Origin of the sequence: Aeromonas sp. s9 (genome assembly GCF_040907765.1) — a bacterium.
GTDB classification, from domain to species: domain Bacteria; phylum Pseudomonadota; class Gammaproteobacteria; order Enterobacterales; family Aeromonadaceae; genus Aeromonas; species Aeromonas caviae.
In genome coordinates, this window is record NZ_JBFOCK010000066.1 from 1 (window position 1) to 20,806 (window position 20,806).

The 20,806-nt window shown below is 58.5% G+C and carries 21 protein-coding genes; all 21 read right to left on the minus strand.

The window, feature by feature from the left end:
- Positions 1-22 precede the first annotated feature (22 nt).
- The 21 genes from AB5Y54_RS12170 to tapM all read right to left on the minus strand — a co-directional run bounded on the left by AB5Y54_RS12170 (position 23) and on the right by tapM (position 20,784).
- Positions 23-1,054 carry an IS630-like element ISAhy2 family transposase gene (locus AB5Y54_RS12170; RefSeq protein WP_001809438.1) on the minus strand — a complete coding sequence of 344 codons (1,032 nt, stop codon included), beginning with the start codon at positions 1,052-1,054 and terminating at the stop codon, positions 23-25.
- Positions 1,055-1,194: 140 nt separating this feature from the next.
- A complete protein-coding gene (locus AB5Y54_RS12175) occupies positions 1,195-1,977 on the minus strand; it encodes a Sir2 family NAD-dependent protein deacetylase (RefSeq protein ID WP_201984899.1) in 783 nt (260 codons plus the stop codon).
- Positions 1,978-2,047: 70 nt separating this feature from the next.
- Complete coding sequence (locus tag AB5Y54_RS12180; protein ID WP_368153871.1) at positions 2,048-2,536, minus strand: hypothetical protein; 489 nt, start codon at positions 2,534-2,536, stop codon at positions 2,048-2,050.
- Between the two features lie 172 nt (positions 2,537-2,708).
- The gene (locus AB5Y54_RS12185; RefSeq protein WP_201984901.1) at positions 2,709-3,506 is read right to left on the minus strand and encodes a DUF1338 domain-containing protein; all 798 of its coding nucleotides are present in this window, start codon (positions 3,504-3,506) and stop codon (positions 2,709-2,711) included.
- A 68-nt stretch (positions 3,507-3,574) separates the two neighbouring features.
- Positions 3,575-5,044 carry a succinylglutamate-semialdehyde dehydrogenase gene (astD, locus tag AB5Y54_RS12190; protein ID WP_201984903.1) on the minus strand — a complete coding sequence of 490 codons (1,470 nt, stop codon included), beginning with the start codon at positions 5,042-5,044 and terminating at the stop codon, positions 3,575-3,577.
- A gap of 67 nt (positions 5,045-5,111) precedes the next feature.
- A complete protein-coding gene (gene astA, locus AB5Y54_RS12195; protein ID WP_039039587.1) occupies positions 5,112-6,131 on the minus strand; it encodes an arginine N-succinyltransferase in 1,020 nt (339 codons plus the stop codon).
- A gap of 75 nt (positions 6,132-6,206) precedes the next feature.
- A complete protein-coding gene (locus tag AB5Y54_RS12200; RefSeq protein ID WP_039039586.1) occupies positions 6,207-7,424 on the minus strand; it encodes an aspartate aminotransferase family protein in 1,218 nt (405 codons plus the stop codon).
- 278 nt (positions 7,425-7,702) lie between these two features.
- The gene (locus AB5Y54_RS12205; protein ID WP_201984904.1) at positions 7,703-8,284 is read right to left on the minus strand and encodes an aminodeoxychorismate synthase component II; all 582 of its coding nucleotides are present in this window, start codon (positions 8,282-8,284) and stop codon (positions 7,703-7,705) included.
- Between the two features lie 321 nt (positions 8,285-8,605).
- The gene (locus AB5Y54_RS12210; RefSeq protein ID WP_010673831.1) at positions 8,606-8,821 is read right to left on the minus strand and encodes a hypothetical protein; all 216 of its coding nucleotides are present in this window, start codon (positions 8,819-8,821) and stop codon (positions 8,606-8,608) included.
- Between the two features lie 119 nt (positions 8,822-8,940).
- On the minus strand, positions 8,941-9,945 hold the full coding sequence (trpS, locus tag AB5Y54_RS12215; protein ID WP_010673830.1) for a tryptophan--tRNA ligase: 1,005 nt from the start codon (positions 9,943-9,945) through the stop codon (positions 8,941-8,943).
- Positions 9,946-9,984: 39 nt separating this feature from the next.
- Positions 9,985-10,650: a phosphoglycolate phosphatase gene (locus AB5Y54_RS12220; protein ID WP_201984905.1), complete on the minus strand. Its 666-nt coding sequence runs from the start codon at positions 10,648-10,650 to the stop codon at positions 9,985-9,987.
- On the minus strand, positions 10,637-11,311 hold the full coding sequence (gene rpe / locus AB5Y54_RS12225; RefSeq protein ID WP_010673828.1) for a ribulose-phosphate 3-epimerase: 675 nt from the start codon (positions 11,309-11,311) through the stop codon (positions 10,637-10,639). The genes AB5Y54_RS12220 and rpe overlap by 14 nt, the downstream gene beginning before the upstream one ends.
- A gap of 190 nt (positions 11,312-11,501) precedes the next feature.
- Positions 11,502-12,374, minus strand: coding sequence for a Dam family site-specific DNA-(adenine-N6)-methyltransferase (locus AB5Y54_RS12230; protein ID WP_029314124.1), 873 nt, complete (start codon positions 12,372-12,374; stop codon positions 11,502-11,504).
- A gap of 70 nt (positions 12,375-12,444) precedes the next feature.
- Complete coding sequence (locus tag AB5Y54_RS12235) at positions 12,445-14,001, minus strand: SPOR domain-containing protein (RefSeq protein ID WP_201984906.1); 1,557 nt, start codon at positions 13,999-14,001, stop codon at positions 12,445-12,447.
- The gene (gene aroB / locus AB5Y54_RS12240) at positions 13,991-15,073 is read right to left on the minus strand and encodes a 3-dehydroquinate synthase (protein WP_368153873.1); all 1,083 of its coding nucleotides are present in this window, start codon (positions 15,071-15,073) and stop codon (positions 13,991-13,993) included. The genes AB5Y54_RS12235 and aroB overlap by 11 nt, the downstream gene beginning before the upstream one ends.
- Positions 15,074-15,090: 17 nt before the next feature.
- Positions 15,091-15,609 (minus strand): shikimate kinase AroK, encoded by a 519-nt coding sequence (aroK, locus tag AB5Y54_RS12245; protein WP_010673824.1) that lies wholly within the window; start codon positions 15,607-15,609, stop codon positions 15,091-15,093.
- A gap of 191 nt (positions 15,610-15,800) precedes the next feature.
- The gene (locus tag AB5Y54_RS12250; RefSeq protein WP_202040746.1) at positions 15,801-18,026 is read right to left on the minus strand and encodes a type IV pilus secretin PilQ; all 2,226 of its coding nucleotides are present in this window, start codon (positions 18,024-18,026) and stop codon (positions 15,801-15,803) included.
- Positions 18,027-18,042: 16 nt separating this feature from the next.
- The gene (locus AB5Y54_RS12255) at positions 18,043-18,570 is read right to left on the minus strand and encodes a pilus assembly protein PilP (RefSeq protein ID WP_039039609.1); all 528 of its coding nucleotides are present in this window, start codon (positions 18,568-18,570) and stop codon (positions 18,043-18,045) included.
- A 2-nt stretch (positions 18,571-18,572) separates the two neighbouring features.
- Positions 18,573-19,169 carry a PilO family type IV pilus biogenesis protein TapO gene (gene tapO, locus AB5Y54_RS12260; RefSeq protein WP_041212566.1) on the minus strand — a complete coding sequence of 199 codons (597 nt, stop codon included), beginning with the start codon at positions 19,167-19,169 and terminating at the stop codon, positions 18,573-18,575.
- Positions 19,166-19,735, minus strand: a complete 570-nt coding sequence (gene tapN, locus AB5Y54_RS12265) for a PilN family type IV pilus biogenesis protein TapN (RefSeq protein ID WP_041215626.1) — start codon at positions 19,733-19,735, stop codon at positions 19,166-19,168. Before tapN ends, tapO begins: the two co-directional genes overlap by 4 nt.
- Entirely contained in the window at positions 19,723-20,784 is a 1,062-nt protein-coding gene (gene tapM / locus AB5Y54_RS12270; RefSeq protein ID WP_041215627.1) for a PilM family type IVa pilus assembly protein TapM, read from the minus strand. The genes tapN and tapM overlap by 13 nt, the downstream gene beginning before the upstream one ends.
- Between the last annotated feature and the right edge of the window lie 22 nt (positions 20,785-20,806).

Consider the following 20,806-nt stretch of genomic DNA (forward strand, 5'->3'; position numbering starts at 1 on the left):
TAAATAACTGATCCCAATAGTGCTACACCTTCGCTGTGCCATAGCCATTCCCCGGGAAAGGAGACACGGTATCCATGAAGTGTTTCACTCGGGCCAGCAGGTTTGCCATCCCTCTGCATTGATGATTGCGCGTGATGGTTTCATGTAACTTGTGCCATAGCCGTTCTATGTGATTAACCCAAGGGCTGTAAACTGGCTGGAACACCAGGCAGAACTTGGGATTCTTCTTCAACCATCGCTCGGTCTGTTTGCTTTTGTGAATGATGTAGTTATCGAGGATCAACGTGATGGTTTTGGCTCGTCGGTAGTGGTGGCGCAGCTTTTCCAGCATGGCAATAAACAGCGATGAGTTTTTCTTGATCCCGCTGACGTAAAGTACCCTTCCGTTGCCTGCGTGGAGAACGCCTGCCAGATAATGCTTGGCATTCTGCCCCGGTGTGACAACCCGCTTTTGCTGCGCTCTGAACATCCAGTCGGCTCCTAATTTGGGATTGAGGTCTATATCGACTTCATCCTCATAAAACACCGGATTATCGGCATCACAGCGGGCCAGCGCGGCGTCGATATTCGCCATTTTTTCCTGATAGGCTGGGTCTTTTATCCGCAAGGTCGGCACGGGCCTGCGCCAGACAATGCCCATACGAGGTAACCATCGGCGGAGCGTGGAGGCTGCCACATTGAGCCCTGTTAACCGATTGATTTTTATAGCCAATAGTTCAGTACACCAACGGCTGCGCTGATAACCAAAATCTTGCGGAGAAAACTGCATGAGCAGCACCAGTAGGGTGACAATCTTGGCGATAGGTAAGACTGGGGCACGGCCAGCCGGTAAGGCTTCTAGCGCATCTATGCCTTCATCTCGATACCACCGAAGCCAACGACCGATGGTCGAGCGCGCAGCGCCGGTAAGGTGATGAACATCGGTGATCGTGCGTCCTTCATGTAACAGCAAGATGGCCATCAAGCGACGAGCATGTCCTTTATCACGGGTGGCATGGATGATTTTGTGAATGCGGCGCCGTTGTGGTCGTGGCAGAGGTGGTAGGATAGGCATCAACTCAGTCCTTTGGGTGTGGCTTGTTTTGTTTAGCGACTAATCAGATCGCACAAACTGGACTGAGTTCCCTTCCTCCGGTGATCTACTATTCGGAACAGCTATTTAGTAAAACCATTTGAACTGTATCAACATCATTATCAACTATTGCTTATTTCATTCAACAGGCGATCCATTCCATCAGTGGCTCGTTCAATGATCTGCTTGCCTGGAAATGGTAGAAGAGATGATGACCACGATTCGGGATTGATGTAATAGACTTTGGCCATAGGATTAATGTTACCCAGTAAAGAGCTAGCGGGTTCAACCAGTAGGCTGGTGCCGACAATGACCACGATATCAGCCTCGCATAGCCAACGACGAGCCTGCAGGTAGTCATAAATTGTTTCTCCAAACAAGACAATATCGGGACGCAACTGCGATCCAGTACGAAGACAACGGTCGCCCACATTAATATCTTTATGCCATGGTAGGCGATATTTTTGGTGACGAAATCCTTTTGGCACCATAAACTGAATAGAACCGTGCAGATGAATAACACTGTGGCCACCAGCCCTTTCGTGAAGATCATCAATATTCTGGGTGATGAACCTGACGTTATATCTCTGTTGTAGCTCGGCCATCAAGTAATGAGCCTGTGAAGGAAATGCTCTCAACATAGCCCTTCGCCGTTGGTTGTGAAAGGATAAGAATTTATCCAGATCGGTTTCCAAGCAACTTACTTGAGAGTATTGAATATTATCACTCTGCTGCCAGAGCCCATCCCCACCTCTGAAGGTGGGTATAGCACTCTCGGCAGACAAACCAGCACCAGTAAAAAACACAACATTTAGTTGATTGGCTTCATTTCGACTTCCTATTTTTATTCGATTTTTTCGATGACGACGCTGATGCCTCAACGCACGGGAAGAGACGGCTCTCATTTTGGCTCCTTACAGAAAAATTTTATGTGTCAGTTATTACAAACAAGTAATTTTATGATGATATAAGTTCTCAGTTTATCTCGGCAAAGGTGAGACTCATGGACCTTATTGTATCGTTTATCCCAATGCTATGGTCAGACTTTGGTTTACTATGCATAGCAAACCAAAATCGATAATCCATTGCAAAGTCGTTACAAGCCGAGAAGAGTGAGCCTCGATAATCATCATTTACTTTTTCAGTGAGTACTTGTAGATCATCCAGCGATAGATCTTCAAGGTCAACTCCATTGCGTCTGAGCCACCACTCAGCCGCACATAGAGCAGTCAGAACATTATTATGGCGAAATGGCCGTTCCGAGGTAATAAGATAAAATAGCTCGGCTGCTCTGGAAAAAACACAGGGCTCATAGCCCTCTCTGATTTGATCTTGCGTGACCAGTAGACTAACCCAGTCCAGGATCTGTACCACACGGCGCATATGAAATTTAGTTGGAGGCTCTTTCTCCAACCAACGCGCAATACATCGGTGAATTTGTAGTATTTTTTTCGCTGAGATCATCAAGGCCTCCTATTACATTTATTGGATACACAACACTCTGATAAGGAGAATTTAGAAGCCTTTCGGGTCGTCAAATCGGGATGAATTGGATAGCCATCATGTCAGCAAAAACGCCTCCGAATGGAGGCGTTTCTTGGTAATTCAACCACTTGGGCCGGGCTACATGGCCTGATTACATGGCGTTGGTGGATTCAAAGATCTTGTCGGCCGAGGCCTCGACGAAGCCCGGGTAGAGCACGCCGTCCGCCTGGGGGTAGCGCAGGGCGAATTCGTAGAAGCAGCTCGGGATGGCGCGCACGCCGTCGCTGAAGGCCACCTCGGCCTTGTCCGCCATGGTGGAAGATTGCTCCAGCATCACCTCGGGATCCCCCTTCACCTCGCCACCGACGGTGTTGAGCACGAAGCCCGCCGCCTTGAGCGCGGCGTTGACCTGCTCGATGGTGTCGAAGTCGGCCAGGCGGTTGATGTTGACGGTGAAGTGGTTGGCACGGTAGCCCCAGGCCGCCATCCAGGCCGCGTACTCGCTCTCCGCCAGCAGAGTCTGGTAGTCGGTGTGGGAGACCTGCCAGGGCGCGCCGGCATAGAGGAAGGCCGCTGTATCGGTCAGGTGATCGGGCACCTGATCCACCAGCTTGTGGATGATGGCCTGGGCCGTCTCGGAGAGCTCTTCCACCTTCAGTTCGCTGATGAACACCTTGGGTGCGTCCGGGTCCGCGTGTTCGAAGTGCTTGGCATAGAGCTTCTTGGCCTTGAACACGTACTCCCCCTTCTCCTCGTACCCCAGGGCACGGAAGTGGGCCGCCAGCTTCTCGAGGCCGAGCTTGGGCAGGTTGTAGGTACGGAATGCCACGTGATCATTGATGATGGGCGCACCGCCCCCCAGCAGTTGATGTACCTTGTGGGCACTGGGAGTGACTTGAATGTAGTTGTCCCACAGATGGCCAAACAGGGTGTCGATATCCTTTTGCATCTCTCTTTCCTTTGATTGCGGGTACAGACAGGGGCACCTCTGGGTGCCCCTCTTTTATTTTCTTGTTATCAGAAGGTCAGGCCGGGAGACAGCTGATCCGGCATAGCAGCCTTGCTGTCTTCGACGGAGGCGACCGGGTAAGCACAGTAGTCGGCGGCGTAGTAGGCGCTCGCTCTGTGGTTGCCGGAGGCACCGATGCCGCCGAAGGGGGCGGCACTGGAAGCACCGGTAATGGGCTTGTTCCAGTTGACGATACCGGCACGGATGCGCTTGAAGAAGTGGTTCCAGTCCGCTTCGTTGTCACCGAGCAGGCCGGCCGAGAGACCGAAACTGGTGGCGTTCGCCTTCTCGATGGCCGCATCGAAGTCGTCGTAGCGAATGAGCTGCAGCAGCGGGCCGAAGTACTCCTCATCTGGCAGGGCCGCGACTGCCGTCACGTCGATGATGCCCGGGGAGACAAAGCCGGTGCCCGCTTCCAGGTGCTTGAGGGCAAGCAGGCTTTCGCCACCGAGGCGCTGCAGGTTGGCTTGCGCCTCGACCATGCCGAGGGCGGCCTTCTCGCTGATCATGGCGCCCATGAACGGCTGCTCGGCGGCGTCATAGAGGCCGACCTTGATCTGGCCGACCACCTCCACCAGGCGCTTGACCAGGGCATCGCCCCGCTCGCCGCGCTCGACAAACAGACGGCGCGAGCAGGTGCAGCGCTGGCCGGAGGTAATGAAGGCGGACTGCACGATGGCATGGACGGCGCCGTCGATGTCGCTCACATCTTTCACGATCAGCGGGTTGTTGCCACCCATCTCCAGTGCCAGGATCTTGCCCGGCTGGCCGGCAAACTGCTGATGCAGGAAGTGGCCGGTACGGGAGGAGCCGGTGAAGAAGAGGCCGTCGATGTCCGTATTGCCCGCCAGCGCCTTGCCGGTGTCGACCTCCCCCTGCACCAGGTTGAGCACCCCCTTGGGCAGCCCCGCCTCCTGCCACACCTTGACCATGGCTTCAGCCACCATGGGGGTCAGCTCGGAAGGCTTGAACACGACCGCATTGCCGGCGATGAGCGCTGGCACAATGTGGCCGTTGGGCAGGTGGCCCGGGAAGTTGTAGGGGCCGAACACGGCCACGACGCCATGGGGCTTGTGGCGCACGAACGCCTTGGCGCCCGGCATGGGGTTTTCCACCGTGCCGGTACGCTCGTCATGGGCACGGATGGAGATGGCAATCTTGCCCTGCATGGCCGCCACTTCAGTGCGGGTCTCCCACAGGGGCTTGCCGGTTTCACGGGCGATGGTCAGGGCCAGCGCCTCCTTGTGCTCGCCGAGCAGGTCGGCATAGCGGCGCACGATGGCAAGGCGCTCTTCAAGGGCCAGATCGGACCAATGGTAGAAGGCCGTGCGGGCCGCCTTGACGGCCGCATCCACCTGGGACTGGCTTGCCGCCTCACCACGCCAGATCACCTCGTTTTTGGCCGGGTCGATGGATTCGAACGGCTTGCCTTCACCGGCCAACCACTGGCCATCGATAAACTGGACTAAAGACATCATCAATTCACTCCCTGTGGGTACGCAGGCCGCCTCGGCAGCCTGTCTCAATGCTGTGCTGCGGGGCGGGTCAATCCAGATCGACGACGCGCACCATGTCGCCATTTTCCACCTTGAGGGCGGCCGCCATCTTGGGTGGAATGATGGCTTCGTGCTTGTCCAGATCGACCCGGATGTTGCCGTAGCAGGCGCGGTATTGCTCGAACCTGGTGTTGCAGATGAGGTAGGTATGGCCACCGATGGGCTCACCCACCAGCACCGCCAGCTTCTGGCTGCGGCGCACGCTGCGAATGTTCTTCACCTCGCACTCGACGGTGGGGCCGGCGTCGAAGATGTCGACATAACCGCGATTCACGAACCCCTCATCCTGCAGCATCTTGAGGGCAGGCCGGGTCTTTTCGTGGGTCTTGCCGATGACGGCGCGCGCCTCGTTGCTCAGCAGATTGACGTAGATGGGGTACTTGGGCATCAGCTCGGCGATGAAGCGCTTCTTGCCGATACCGGTGAGATAGTCGACGGTGGGAAAATCCATCGAGAAGAAATGTTTTTGCAGCCACTCGTAGAAGGGGCTGTGGCCGTTGCCATCGGAGACACCACGCATCTCGGCAAAGACGGTACTGTCAAACAGCTCGGGGTGTTCGGCCATGAACAGGAAACGGTGCTTGGAGAGCAGACGGCCGTTGAGCCCCTCGCGGGCGCATTCACGCAGAAACAGGGTGCAGAGCTCGGAATTGCCGGTGTAGTCGTTGGAGAGGGTGAGGGTTTCCACGACATTGTAGATGCCGAGCTTGGGAGAGGAGTGCACCACCTTGCCGATGTGATAGTTGTAGAACGCCTGGGACAGGCCGACCGCCGCGTCGATGGCGCAGGTACCGACCATCTCCCCGGTCTCCAGATCCTCGGCCACGAAGAAATAGAGGCACTCGCCCTTGCCAGCGGGCTTGTCCAGGAAGGTCTGGGTCGAGGCATCGATCTTGCGTTGCAGCAGCTCGTCGTTGACCGGCAAGGATGTCATGCCGGTGCCGGATTCGATGGCACAGGTCTTGAGGCCGGCGAAGTCGCGCTGCTCGATAGGACGGATAACCAACATAAATGACAACTCCCTTTCATTGACGACAGGTGGGGTCCCGGCTCCTGCCGGGAGGTCTCCCCACCTCAATTTGGATCAGGCGTTGACCACCTGAGCGACCGCTTTCTCGAACCGGGCCAGCCCTTCCTTGATGTCCGCTTCCGGGATCACCAGGGAGGGGGCAAAACGCACCACATTGGTACCGGCAACCAGCGCCATCAGGCCCTGGTCGATGGAGGCGAGCAGGAAGTCGCGGGAGCGGCCCTTGAAGTCATCGTTGAGCACGGCGCCCAGCAGCAGGCCCTTGCCGCGCACTTCGCTGAAGCAGTGGTACTTGGCGTTGATGGCTTCCAGCCCTTCGCGGAACAGCTGCTCGCGCTGCTTGATGCCGCTCAGCACTGCCGGGGTGTTGACCACGTCGATCACCGCCTCGGCCACGGCACACGCCAGCGGGTTGCCGCCGTAGGTGGAGCCGTGAGTGCCCACTTTCAGGTGGGAGGCGATCTCGGTGGTGGTCAGCATGGCCCCGATGGGGAAGCCGCCGCCCAGCGCCTTGGCGCTGGTGAGGATGTCCGGGGTGATGCCCAGGCCCATATAGGCAAACAGCTCGCCGGTTCGACCGACACCGGATTGCACCTCGTCATAAACCAGCAGGGCGTTGTGCTTGTCGCACAACTCGCGCACACCCTTGGCAAACTCGTCGGTGGGGCTGATGATGCCACCCTCGCCCTGCAGCGGCTCCATCACCACGGCGCAGGTGTTGTCGGAGATGACGGCAGCCAGCTCCTCCAGGTTGTTGTAGGCGACGTGGGTGATGTCGGCAGGCTTGGGACCGAAGCCATCGGAGTAGGCAGCCTGGCCGCCGACGCTGACGGTAAAGAAGGTACGGCCGTGGAAGCCCTGGTGGAAGGCGATGATCTGGGTCTTGTGGGCCCCGAACTTCTCGATGGCGTAGCGGCGGGCCAGCTTGAGGGCCGCTTCGTTCGCTTCGGCGCCGGAGTTGCAGAAATAGACCTTCTCGGCGAAGGTGGCGGCGACCAGTTTCTTGGCCAGGCGCAGGGCCGGCTCGTTGGTCATCACGTTGGAGAGGTGCCACAGCTTCTCACCCTGGGATTTCAGGGCCTCGACCAGTTTGGGATGGCAATGGCCCAGGCCATTGACCGCGATCCCGCCCGCGAAATCCACATACTCGCGGCCTTCCTGATCCCAGACACGTGACCCCTCGCCGCGCACCGGGATGATTTTGGCCGGCGCATAGTTGGGAACCATCACTTCATCAAACACTTCACGTGTCACTGCCAACAACTCTGACATATTGCTCTCCTGCTATCTCGCGGCAGAATAATCCACCGCCCAAAAGTTAAATCCGTGTAAACGTGGCGGAATTATCACAGAAAAAAAGTAAAAAGTCTGTAACTTAACCGCCTATAAGGAACAATGTTCGATTGCCTTTGAGATTTTAGGCAACCGCATTGCATAACGGCTCAGGGGGTGTTGGCAAGAGATAATTTGGACAGGGAGGAGGGTGAATAAAGTCTCAGGGAAATTTTTTTTTGCCTCATGACGGTTTTGAGACAGACATCGCAATTTTTTCAGGAAACGGCCAAAAAGTTGGCCAGCAACTGGTGCCCCTGTTCGCTCAGAATACTCTCCGGATGGAACTGCACTCCCTCCAGCGCCAGCGTTTTATGCCGCAGCCCCATGATCTCGTCCTGGCTGCCGTCGGCATGTTCGCTCCAGGCGGTGACCTCAAAACAGTCGGGGAGCGACGCCGCCTCCACCACCAGAGAATGATAGCGGGTCACCCGCAGCGGGTTGTTGATCCCCTTGAACACCCCCTCCCCTTTGTGACGGATGAGAGAAGTCTTGCCGTGCATCACCTGACGGGCACGCACCACCCGGGCACCAAAGGCCTGTGCCAGGGACTGATGGCCGAGACAGACGCCGAGGATGGGGATCTCGCCGGCAAAACGGGAGATGGCGGCCAAAGAGATGCCCGCCTCGTTTGGCGTGCAGGGGCCGGGAGAGATCACCAGATGGCGGGGGGCAAGCCGGGCTATCTCCTCCAGGCTCAGCTCATCGTTGCGCCTGACCACCACCTCTTGCCCCAGAGCGCCGAAGTATTGCACCAGGTTCCAGGTAAAGGAGTCGTAGTTGTCGATGAGTAGCAGCATGCAAACACCCTGGGAATAAGACAGAGACGGTGAGCGGACAACCCGTTGCGAGGGCGGGCAGACAAACGCCGCGCATTCTGGCATGTCTCTTTGCGTTAATAAACCGGCGATCACCTCACCTGCTGTGCAGTCTGTTCGCTCTTCAATGGCGATCCGGGCCTGTCGACCCCACCCGGCGGTAGGCCTGTCCCCGACCGGGCAGCATCAGCCGCTCCATGTCAGGATGGCAAGATAAAAGAGACGGGAGGCGACCGGGAAAAGGGTACAGGACGTGACAGGCAGATGGGAAGGAGTCACCTTGGCAAGGGCTGGCAACGGACCTCAGCGGTCCAGATAACGGCCCTGTTCCAGTTCCCGTTCCCGCTGGCACTCGGCCAGATAGATGGCAGCCGCGATGGCCGGGGTCTTGTGGTGTTTGTCGATGGCGTTGGAGACCATCAACTGCAAGGTATTGAGGCTCTTGGCCTTGCGAAACTTGCGCAGCCAGTGACCCTTGTCACCCAACTCTTCACTCAGGGTTTGTGATTCGACAGACATGCTTTCTCTTGGGGCAAAGCCCGTGTTTGACATTGGGGAGGTTGCGACAAACCGGAAGGTGTAAAACAAAGAAAGCCAGGCATCCACCCAGCTCTCTTCTACTACACCTTCCCAGTATGTCAGGCTCGAGGAACGAAGCCGACGACATCATATACGCTGATCAGGGTTTTTTCAGCCCTTTCACGCGCCTTTTGTGCGCCAGCCGCCAAAATGGCCTGCAGATGGGCCTCATCCTGACGCAGCTCGCGGAAGCGCGCCTGGATGGGTTCCAGCAAGGCGACCACGGCATCGGCCGTTTCACTCTTGAGGTGGCCGTACATCTTGCCTTCGAAGTGCTGCTCCAGCTCCGGGATGGAGCGGCCGGTCACACCGGACATCAGGGTCAGCAGATTGGAGACCCCCGGCTTGTTTTCGGGATCAAAACGCACCACGGCCGGCTCGTCGGAGTCGGTCATCGCCCGCTTGATCTTCTTGACGATCTGCTTGGGATCTTCCAGCAAGCCGATGAAGTTGGCCTCGTTGTCGTCGGACTTGGACATCTTCTTGGTCGGGTCCTGCAGGCTCATCACCCGGGCCCCTTCGGTCGGAATGAAGGGTTCCGGCAGGGTGAAGACTTCGCCATAGAGGTTGTTGAAGCGGGTGCAGATGTCGCGGGTCAGCTCCAGATGCTGCTTCTGGTCATTGCCAACCGGCACCTGATTGGCCTGATAAAGCAGAATGTCGGCTGCCATCAGCACCGGATAACCGAACAGGCCGACGTTGACGTTGTTCTCGAAACGGGCGGACTTGTCCTTGAACTGGGTCATGCGCGACAGCTCGCCCATCTGGGTGTAGCAGTTCAGGATCCAGCCGAGCTCGGCGTGCTGGGGCACGTGGGACTGGATGAAGACGGTGCTCTTGGCCGGGTCGATGCCCACCGCCAGATAGAGGGCGGCGGCGTCGAGGCACGCCTTGCGCAAGGCGGCCGGATCCTGGCGGGTGGTGATGGCGTGCAGATCGACGATGCAATAGAGGCAGTCGAAGTCATCCTGCATGCTGACCCACTGACGCAGGGCTCCCATGTAGTTGCCGATGGTCAGCTGGCCCGAGGGTTGGGCACCGCTCAATACGATTGGTTTAGTCATCAGAGTAGTAATCCTTGTTATCCGCCAGCCCGGTCTGGATCAGACCAGCAGGGCGTCGAGTTCGGCAAACTGCTCGCAAACCCAGTCGGGGCGGGAGTCTGCGATAGGGCGGCCATAGTTGTAGCCATAGGTGAGCCCCACCACCTTCATGCCGGCGGCCTGGGCGGCCAGCACGTCATTTTCGGAATCCCCCACCATCAGGGTGCGGGACGGGCTGACACCCAGCTCGTGGCAGGCGTGCAACAGCGGCTCCGGGCTCGGCTTCTTGACGGGTACGCAGTTGCCCCCGAGCCAGAGTGCGAAACAGTCGCTGATGCCGAGGGCCTCCAGAATGGGCTGCACGAAGTGACTCGGTTTGTTGGTCACCACGGCCTGGCGATAGCCGAGCCGTTGCAGGCGACGCAGGCTCTGCTCGACCCCTTCATACATCCCCAGGCCTTCCAGCAGACAGGCCTGATAGTGACGATCGAACAGGGGGCGGGCCTTGGCAAACTGCTTCGGGGCGTCGCGGTAATCGAGAGCCCGCTGGATCAGCTTGTCGGCGCCGTTGCCGACCCAGGTACGCACCACGGACTCGTCGGCCTCGGCCAACCCCAGCTCCGCCAGGGTACGGTTGACCGCCAGCGCCAGTTGCGGGGCGCTGTCAATCAGGGTGCCATCCAGATCGAACAGCACCAGGTCAAAGGGGCGATCAGCGACGGACATGGGCAAGCTCCGCGCGCATCTGGTCGATCACCGCCTTGTAATCCGGCTTGCCGAAGATGGCAGAGCCCGCCACGAACATGTCGGCACCCGCCTCGGCAATCTCGCGAATGTTGTCGACCTTGACCCCGCCATCGATTTCCAGGCGAATGTCGCGGCCGCTCTCGTCGATCAGGCGGCGCACCTGGCGCAGCTTGTCGAGGGTGCCGGGGATGAAGCTCTGACCGCCAAAGCCCGGGTTGACCGACATCAGCAGGATCACGTCCAGCTTGTCCATCACGTACTCCAGGCAGGTGAGCGGGGTCGCGGGGTTCAGCACCAGACCAGCCTGGCAACCCTGCTCCTTGATGAGGCCCAGGGTGCGATCCACGTGATCGGAGGCTTCCGGGTGGAAGGTGATCAGGCTGGCACCGGCCTTGGCAAAATCAGGCACGATGCGATCCACCGGCTTGACCATCAGGTGCACGTCGATGAGCGCTTCGATGCCGTAATCGCGCAGCGCCTGACAGACCATGGGGCCTATGGTCAGGTTGGGGACATAATGGTTGTCCATCACATCGAAATGGACCACGTCGGCCCCGGCGGCCAGCACCTTGGCCACATCCTCACCCAGACGGGCAAAGTCGGCGGAGAGGATAGAGGGGGCAATCAGAAAGTCTTTCATCAGCGTCATCCATTGGCAGCGTGGCAGAAAAAACGGCGCAATTTTATCGCAAAAGGGCGATGAAAACGACCCGCATCTACAGAACACGCCGCTCCGGCACCATGGCTGGCACACGATGCCAGGCGCGGCTCACGGAATGCCAGCGGCAGCATCAGAAATGACAACGGCCCCCTCAGGGACCGTTGTTCACTCAGCCGACGGCAACCAGCTCCGCCTCACCGGGATAATAGCCCTGTTCGGGCTCGATGCCGGGCGGATAGAGCGCCAGCAGCTCGGCCACCTTGTTGCGACCACCGCCGTTGCGGCTGATGGTACGCTTGACCAGGATCTCGTCGAGCCGGGCGCCACGATAGAGCTCGCGGGTCAACTCGATGTCATGGTTGCTGATGAGCACGGGCACCCCTTTATGGGCGGCGGTGTGGCGAGCCAGCCTGGCCAGCAGCGCCTGATCGTCCAGGGTGAAACCGCCTGCCGAATAGGTGGTGAAACTCGCCGTGGTGGAGAGGGGGGCATAGGGCGGATCGCAGTAGATCACCCAGTCTTCCTCTGCACGGGCCATGGCGTCGGCATAGCTTTCACAAATGAACGTCGCCTTCTGCGCCTTCTCGGCAAAGGCCCACAGCTCTTTCTCCGGGAAGTAGGGTTTCTTGTAGGAACCGAAGGGAACGTTGAACCCCCCCTTCTTGTTGTAACGGCACAAGCCGTTGAAACCATGGCGATTCAAAAACAGGAACAACTGAGCCCGTTCAAACCCGGCCGCGGTCTGGTTGAACTGGGTACGCAGCCGATAATAGGCGGTCTTGTGGTTGTGCTCGGCCACGAACAGCTTGCGGGCCTCGCTGATGAAGCTGTCCGGCTGCTGCTTGAGGTGGTTGTAGAGGCCAATGAGATCCGGATTGATGTCGTTGAGCACATAGGCGTCGTAATCCGTGTTGAGAAACACGGATCCGGCCCCGACGAAGGGCTCCAGCAACACACGCCCGGCCGGCAAACGCTCGGCGATCTCTTCGACCAGGGAGTATTTTCCCCCGGCCCATTTTAAAAACGCGCGTGTTTTTTTCATGGAAGTCCGGTGTTGACAAGGCTATGCCCAAAAAAGGGGGGTGATTCTACCCCCTTCCTCGGGTGGCTGGCTATTGCTTCAATTCTTTTTGTATCTGGGCGAATGACTTGGGCCAGGGTTGTCCCTTGAGCAAGGCAGGCGACAGCTTGCGAATGGCCGCCTTGGCCTGGGCACTGCTGGCGTAGTCTCCCTGCACCACTACATACCAGGGACTGCCACGGAAGCGGGTCTTGTAGACCCACACCTTGCCCGCCAAGCCATGCTCGGCCACAAAGCTGTCTACCGCCTTGGTGTTGCTCGCCCCCATCAACTGGATGCTGTAGTGATTCTTCGGCTTCTTGTTGAGAGTCGCCACCGGCGTCAACGCCACCTTGGCCGCTGGGGCCGCGACCGGCGCTGTCTGCGCGCCACTGGCCGGTTGAGCCTCTGTCCGGGCCGGGACACTGTTCGGGGCCGGATTCTTGACCTGGGCCGTCGTTCCGGTCGGGACCGCACGGGAACCGCTCCCCACCAGCTCATCCACCACGGCCGTGGGCAAGGCGCCGCTGACGTTAGGCTGGTTCATCAATTTCTCGACCACTTCGTCGGAGATGACGACCCGGCGCCCCTCATAGTTGGTTGACTCCGTGGTGACCGTCTCGCTTTCGACCTTCTTGGGCAAGGGCTTGGCATCGGACTGCCAATCGCGGGCAACCTGATTCCCTGACGGGATGGCAGCGGCGCCACTGCTCGCCTGAGTACCCAAGGCCCCGCTCGCCGCACCGACGTTCACAGGATCGCTTGAGACGGGATCGGGCAACGCCGTCCCCTGGGACGGTGCCTGGGCGGGGTACTGGCCTGCACTGTCGAACAGGGGCAGATAGCTCAGGGCCAGCAACCCGCCCGCCACCAGGGCAAGCACGATCGCTATCTTCTTGACGGGCAACTCGGCCTGACGTTTCTTGGGCCTTCTGTCGGTCATGGTATCCTCCAGTAACTGCATGATGGCTGACGGATGTCCGCCCGCCCCATTCAGGATCTCTTCCACTTTCGGCTTGGGCAAGAGGGCAGTCGGGATCTTGAGCTCTTTGGCCTTCTCATACAAGAAGATACGTTGCTCAGGAGCGCTCAGTGGCGCGACCTCCAGCTCGAGGGCTGGCATGGCCCGTCCCTTGAGGAGCGCCTTCTGGTTGCGACACCAGGCGTCATCACCCGAGAGCAGGATGGCCAGTTTATGAGGAGATGCCAGGGTATCGTTGTGACGACAGAGCGCCCACAACTCCCCCACCAGCTCGGCAGGCAAGGTATCGGCACGTTCGATGATGAGCAGCAGTCTGGCAGGCTTGTCACCCACCATGCGAAAGAAGCTGTCCGCCAGGGCATCCTGCGCGTTGAACAGGGGACGTGCCACGACCTGCTGCAGCAGCAACTGGCGCACATCCGCCATCTTCATGGACGGGCTGCCGATGAGGCTGGCCACCCGCACCGCATCGGGCAGTTGGGCAAGCAGCGACTCGCACAGTGTGCCACGGCCACTGCCTGGCTTGCCGGAGAGAAAAACAAAGGGGTGGTTGAACTCGATCAGGTGCAGCAGCCGGTCAACCAACTGCCGCTGAGAAGGCAGCTTGAGCAATTTATTAGTGGTCACGACCAGACTCGATCACCGCCATCAATTGCTCGTCTGTCACATCGGCCACGACCTGGGCCTGTCCGATCCCGATCGGCAGCACCAGCCTCAGTTTGCCTTCCAGCACCTTCTTGTCACGGCGCATATGGCGAATAAAGGCGGCAAAATCCATATCGGACGGTGCCTTGACCGGCAAATCGGCGGCCAACAGCAGATCGCGGACTCGTGCCACCTCTTGCGCCGTCATGTCGCCACGGGCCAGGGCCGTCTCGGCCGCCAGCATGGTTCCCGCCGCCACGGCTTTACCGTGCAGCCAGTTGCCATAACCCTTCTCCGCCTCGATGGCATGGCCGAAGGTATGTCCCAGGTTCAGCAAGGCGCGCACGCCGTGCTCGGTCTCGTCCTGACCGACCACATCGGCCTTGATCTCGCAGCAGCGGCGAATGGCATAGGAGAGTGCATCACCGTCGAGGCGCTGCAGGCGAGTCATGTTGGTTTCGAGCCAGGAGAAGAAGGCGGCATCCCAGATGATGCCGTATTTGATCACCTCGGCCATGCCGGCGGCAAATTCCCGGGCAGGCAGGGTCTTGAGGCAGTCGGTATCGATGATCACATGCTTGGGCTGATAGAAGGCACCCACCATGTTCTTGCCGAGAGGATGGTTGACGGCGGTCTTGCCGCCGACGGAAGAGTCAACCTGGGAGAGCAGCGTGGTAGGCACCTGAATAAACGGAATGCCTCGTTGGTAGCTTGCCGCAGCAAAGCCGACAACATCACCTATCACACCGCCCCCCAGAGCGATCAGAGTGGTATCACGACCATGGCTGGTTTCCAGCAGAGCAGACATGATCCGCTCGAAGGTCGCCAGGGTTTTGTAGGCCTCGCCATCGGGCAGGATCAGGTGTTCCACCTGAAAACCGGACAGCAACTGAATGATCTGTTCAAGATACAGGGGCGCGACCACGGTATTGGTCACTATCATGACCCGCTTGCCCTTGATCGTCTGCGCCAGTACCTCGGGGCGTTGCAGCAGACCGGCAGCTATCTCTATCGGGTAGCTGCGTTCACCCAGTTCGACCTTCAACCTTTCCATGGACGTCCTCTAATGAATTACATACCAATCAACTTGACGATTTGATTAGCGACAACTTTGGCACTCTGGTCATCCGTCTGGATGACAAAATCGGCAACCTCTTCGTACAGGGCGTTGCGCTCTTGCGCAAGACGCTCAAGCACTTCACGGGGCGGCTCTTCGGTTTGCAGCAAGGGACGACGCTTGTCTCTCTGGGTTCGCGCCAATTGCTTTTCAATGGTGGTTTCGAGGTAGACCACGATGCCGCGTGCGGAGAGTTTGTTGCGGGTTTCACGGCTCTTGATGGCACCGCCACCCGTTGCCAGCACGATACCCTGCTGTTCGGCGAGCTCACCGATCACCTTCTCTTCGCGGATCCGGAAACCTTCTTCGCCTTCAACATCGAACACCCAGCCGATATCGGCACCACTGCGGCGCTCAATCTCATGATCTGAGTCGAAAAACTCCATGTGCAGTTGTTCTGCCAGATGTCTACCTATGGTGCTCTTGCCCGCACCCATGGGACCTATCAGGAAAATATTGCGTTTCTCAGCCATGTCTTTTCGTTAGTAATTACAAACTGTATGGCCCCGGTAAACACTCGACCGGGGTACCTATGAACCTTATCTTGCGTTGGATCAGGAGGGGGATTATCTCAGTAGAAACCAGGACTGGCAACCGCAGCCCTTACGCCCCAGCCTCATCGGGGCGTAAGGTTATATGTGTTTTACTCTCACAAGTAAAGTTTTCAGAGGGCGTCGGTCACTATCCTCGGGGTCACGAAGATCAGCAGTTCACGCTTCTTGTTTTCACTGGTGGTTTTCTTGAACAGATAGCCCAACCCGGGGATATCCCCCAGCAGCGGCACCTTGCTGACATCACTCTTGATGGTCTGTTGATAGATGCCGCCAAGCACCAGAGTTTCACCGTTGTTGACCAACACCTGGGTGGTGATGGACTGGGCGTTGATGGACACCGCATCCCCGGTCCCGGTCGGCACGGTTTCCCCCTTGGTATCCTGAGTCACGGTCAAGTCCAGGATCACCCTGTTGTCCGGGGTGATCTGCGGCGTGACCTTGAGGCTCAGTACCGCCTTCTTGAAGGTGACCGAGGTCGCCCCGCTGGAAGAGGACTCCACATAGGGGATCTCGGTCCCCTGCTCGATCAGGGCCGGCTTCTGGTTGGCCGTGGTGACACGCGGACTGGCGATGATCTCGGCCTTGCTCTCCTTTTCCAGAGCCGAGAGTTCAAGATCCAGCAGAGTACCATTGGCAAGACGGGCGACCTGGAACGCCAGGGTGCCGGCCGCGTTGGTCACCGGCAGGTTGACGTTGAGTCTGTCTTCTACGTTGGGGCGAGTGATGGTGGAACTGCCATCATTGTTTCCGGCGCCATCATTACCCTCTATGGTGCCCGAGGTGCCGTTGCCATGACCGTCTGTCTTGGTCACCCCCCAGCGCACCCCCAGAGCCTCATCGAAACCATCATCAATGGTCACCATGCGCGCCTCGATCACCACCTGCTTGACCGGGATATCGAGGATATCCAGCATCCGCTTGACGTTGCTGATGACATCCGCCGTGTCCTTGACCACCAGCACGTTGGTACGTTCATCCACGCTGACCGCCCCTCTGGGGGAGAGCAGCTTGGTACTCTCGGAAGAGAGCAGGGCCGCCACTTCCGATGCCTTGGCATAGTTGATCTGCAGATACTCGGTGTAGAGGGGAGCGAGATCCGCCACCTGGTTGCGGCTCTCCATCTGCTGTTTCTCGCGAGCGGCAATCTCGTCCGCCGGCGCCACCAGCAGGATGTTGTTATCCAGCCGTTTGTCCAGCCCTCTGACCTTGAGGATGATGTCCAGCGCCTGCTCCCAGGGCACGCCATCGAGACGCAGCGTGATGTTGCCGGAGACCGAGTCCGTGGTCACCAGGTTCAGATTGTTGAAATCGGCGATGATCTGCAACACGGTACGAACAGGAATATCCTGGAAGTTCAATGAGATGGGCTTGCCTTGGTACTGCTTCGCCGCCGTGGTGGCCACCCGTTTTTTCACCTCGATGATGAACATCTTGTCGGCCTGATCGTAACGGTAGTCAAACTGGCCGTTCACCGAGAGCTCGAACAGGGTGTCATTGCCCTGGCGGAACACCTCCACCTGGGAGACCGGGGTAGCAAAGTCCTGCACATTGATGAGGTTGAGCTGATCATCAGGCACCCGGGTACCGTGGAACTTGGCCAGCACTTTCTGACCACGGCTGCTGACATCCACCGCCGCCGAACTGTTGTCCAGCGTCACGAGGAATTCCCCCTGCCCCTCCTTGCCACGGCGAAAATCCACGCCCTTGACCGAGTTGAAGTAGGCGCCCCCCATGTTTGCCTGAGACACGGACAACACCGGCTTGCCGGGGGCAACGGGCGAAGGAGCCACAGTAGGTGTGGCAGCCATGGCCGGCTGAGCCTGATACTGGGACTGGTTCTGGGCAACTCGCTGGGTGTCAATCAATGCAGACTGAGTCACCGGCTGGCTTCTGACGAGCGCAGACTGGCTGGCTGCAACAGGCGCCGCCGAGGAAGCGACCGGCTGCCCTGCCTTGTCTCCCAGCGCCACCAGCAATTTATTGCCCTGCTGATGGACCTGATAGGGGGTGAGCTGATCGAGGGCGATCTTGATGTCGAGCCCCTGCCCCTTCCCCTCCACCAGGAGGTTGTTCACCCCTTGCTGCTTGATGGGCAGGGGATTGACCGTCAGGGCACCGATGGCCCCGGGTACGTGCAGCAGAAGCTGATTGGGTTCATAGGTCAACCTGTCCGTAAAACCGCTGACCGGTTCGCTGAAGCTGAGCTCCAGCAGGAGTTGATCGGCCAGCAGGGGATTCACCTTGACCTCCTGCAACGCGGGTACTGCCCACACCTGAGTGCATCCGCCCAGCCACAGCAGCGCCACACCGGTCATCCTTCTTATTGTTGTTCTCATCTCTGCTCATCCCTGATCATAGTTTTGCGTCGAGATTGGCCATGGCCAGCTGGGTTTCTCGGGTGACCCAGCATCCTTTGCCATCCGGTACCGTCTCCATCAAGTCAACATGCGTGTTCGTTATCTTGATGACCCTGCCCTGATCCAGCCCCATGTGCTGGTTGAGCCCGACGCGCACGGCTTGCCCGTCCGGGGTTTTGATCAATGCCCACAACTGCCCCTGCTTGCCGATGGAGCCTTTCATGCTCAGGCTGGCAAGCGAGTAGCGTTCCAGCACCTCCTTTTCCCGATTGGCCACTATCTGGGCACAGTCCGGCTTGGCCTTGGCGTCCAGCCTGGAACTGGTTTCCGGCTGGGGTGCAATAAACGGACTGCGCTGATCGCTGCGTTGATAGACCATGGGAGAGAAGGGCTTTATCTCCGGCAAAGGTTCGATCGGTACCGGCTTTCTGGCCTTGGTCTGTTTGACATACTCATCCATGTCCTCCTGTCCCCCACAGGCCGTCAACAGCAGCGCCGACAAGAGAAGTACGCCCGCTCTCATGCTCATGGCTTTTTCTCCACGGTTTTGCCGTTGTACTTGTAGGTCTTGGCCTGCATGGACATACCGATCAGCTCACCCCCCTTCCCCTGGCTGAGCTGGAAAGAATCCAGGATCACGATGCGGGGCAAAGCAGCCATGTCCGCCGTGAACTTGCCAAGTTCGTGATAGGTGCCCACGACCTCGATGCGCATGGGCAGCTCGGTGGAGAACTCGTGTTTCACCTCTGGCTCCCAGTTGATCCTGTTCAATGTCAAACCGTTGTCGGTGGCAATGAAGCTGATGTCATCCAGCAAACCGGCGACTTCGTGGGTGTTGGGCAGCTGTTTGAGCTGGGTGTCGACCAGATGTTCCAGCTGGACCATCTGCTTTCTGTATGCTTCCAGGTTCGCGGCCAGCATGGCCTTGCTCTCGAATTGTCCCTTGAGCTCGGTCTCTTTTGCGGCTTCACGACCCAGGGCCGCCAGGGAATTGGCAATCACGTAGTAATAGAGTGCCCCGCCAAGCAGAGCACAGCAGAAGAAGACAAAGATGCCCTTGGCGATCGGCGGCCAGCGGGCAATGTCATTGAGATCCAGGTCGTTGAGTTGTTGCAGGTTCATTTTTGCCCCTTAGCCACGTTGGGTAGCGCCGTGGCAATCTGGAACATCATGGAGAACTGGCTCAGGGCGATGGGGGCCACCTCGGCCGTGAAAATGGTGCTGAGCTGGGATTGTGTCAGCCAGTCGGAACCGTCGATTCGGCGCATCATGCTGGCAACCCTGCCATAGGCTTCGGTCTTTCCCTTCACATCTATCTTGTTGTTTTGCAAGGCAAGGCTATCAAGATATACCCCATTGGGGACCAGCACCGGCAGCTGATTGAACAGACGCACAGGGATGTTGCGGCGCATCTGCAACTGCTCGATGAGTTGCATGCGGTCAATCAACTCCTTGCGCCGCTCCTTGAGAAGCCTGATCTCCCCAAGCTGGGTGTCCAAGGTTGCCATCTCCTGCTGCAACCGCTGATTGCGCTGCTGCTGGTAACCGATCTGCTGCTGCACCAGCCAGTCTGCGGCAAAGGCGATGGCTGCCGTCCCCGCCAGGAACAGACCGAACAGGATGCCGAATTGTTTCTTCTGACGCTGCGCCCGAGCCTGCCGCCAGGGCAGAAGGTTTATATTTGACATGGTGTGAAGCTCCTCAGTGCCAGCCCGAGCGCCGTCATGTACTTGGCCCCATGAGTCAGCCCCCCTTCTCCCTGCGGCTTGCCAAAGAGTGCAAAGGGATCGGGGTGCAGCACGTCGCAGTTGAGCTCGCTGCCGATTTGTCCGGCCAGCCCCGGCAGCAGGCTCCCCCCTCCGGTCAGCACAAGCCTGGAGAGCTCCTTGTTCCCCGAAGAGCTGCAAAACAGCTGCACGTTGCGCCGTATCTGCAACACCAGGGTGCTGAGGTGAGGCAACAGGACATCCACCTCATGATCCGCAGGCAAGGAGCCCTGGAGCTTGGCCAGTTCCGCCTCTTCCATACTCATGCTGTAAAAAGAGGCCAATGCCTGGCTGTATTGATCACCACCAAAATTCTGCAACCGGGAATAGATGACCTGGCCCCGTAGCAGGGCGGCGAAAGTCAGGGCGCTGGCACCGATGTCGACGATGCCAACCGGTTTCTCCGAGGTTTGCAGGTCAGGCAGGCAGGCCAGCACGGCGCGTCCGAGCGCATGGGCCCCCACATCCACCACCATGGTCGTCATGCCTGCCTCCGTCAGTGCACTGACCCGGCCACTGACGCTCTCGGTCCGCGCGGCACTGAGCAGGACCTCCTGACGCCCGTTGTCGCCCGCCATGCCGAGGATTTCAAAATCCAGGCTCACTTCATCGAGGGGAAAGGGGATGAGCTGCTCTGCCTCCAGGTGAACCTGGTTCTCCAGCTCGCTCTCGTTGATGTTGGTATCGACCTGAATGATCTTGGTGATGACATTGGAACCGGTCACGGCCGTGGCCACGTTCTGGCAATCCCCCTGCACGAGCCGCTTGAGCGACTTGAGGGACTGACTGACCCGTTCAATGTCCTGAAGTTGATAGTCGACCAGCGTTCCTCTTGGCATGGGGATCTCGGCAACCGAACCGAGGTGCACCTTGCCGGGACGTCCGCTGATGGTGACGGCCTTGATGGTTTGACTGCCAAAATCAATGCCCGCCATGGAGACGAGGGATCCCTTACTTAATAGCCCAAACATATACACATCCATGCGTTATTGG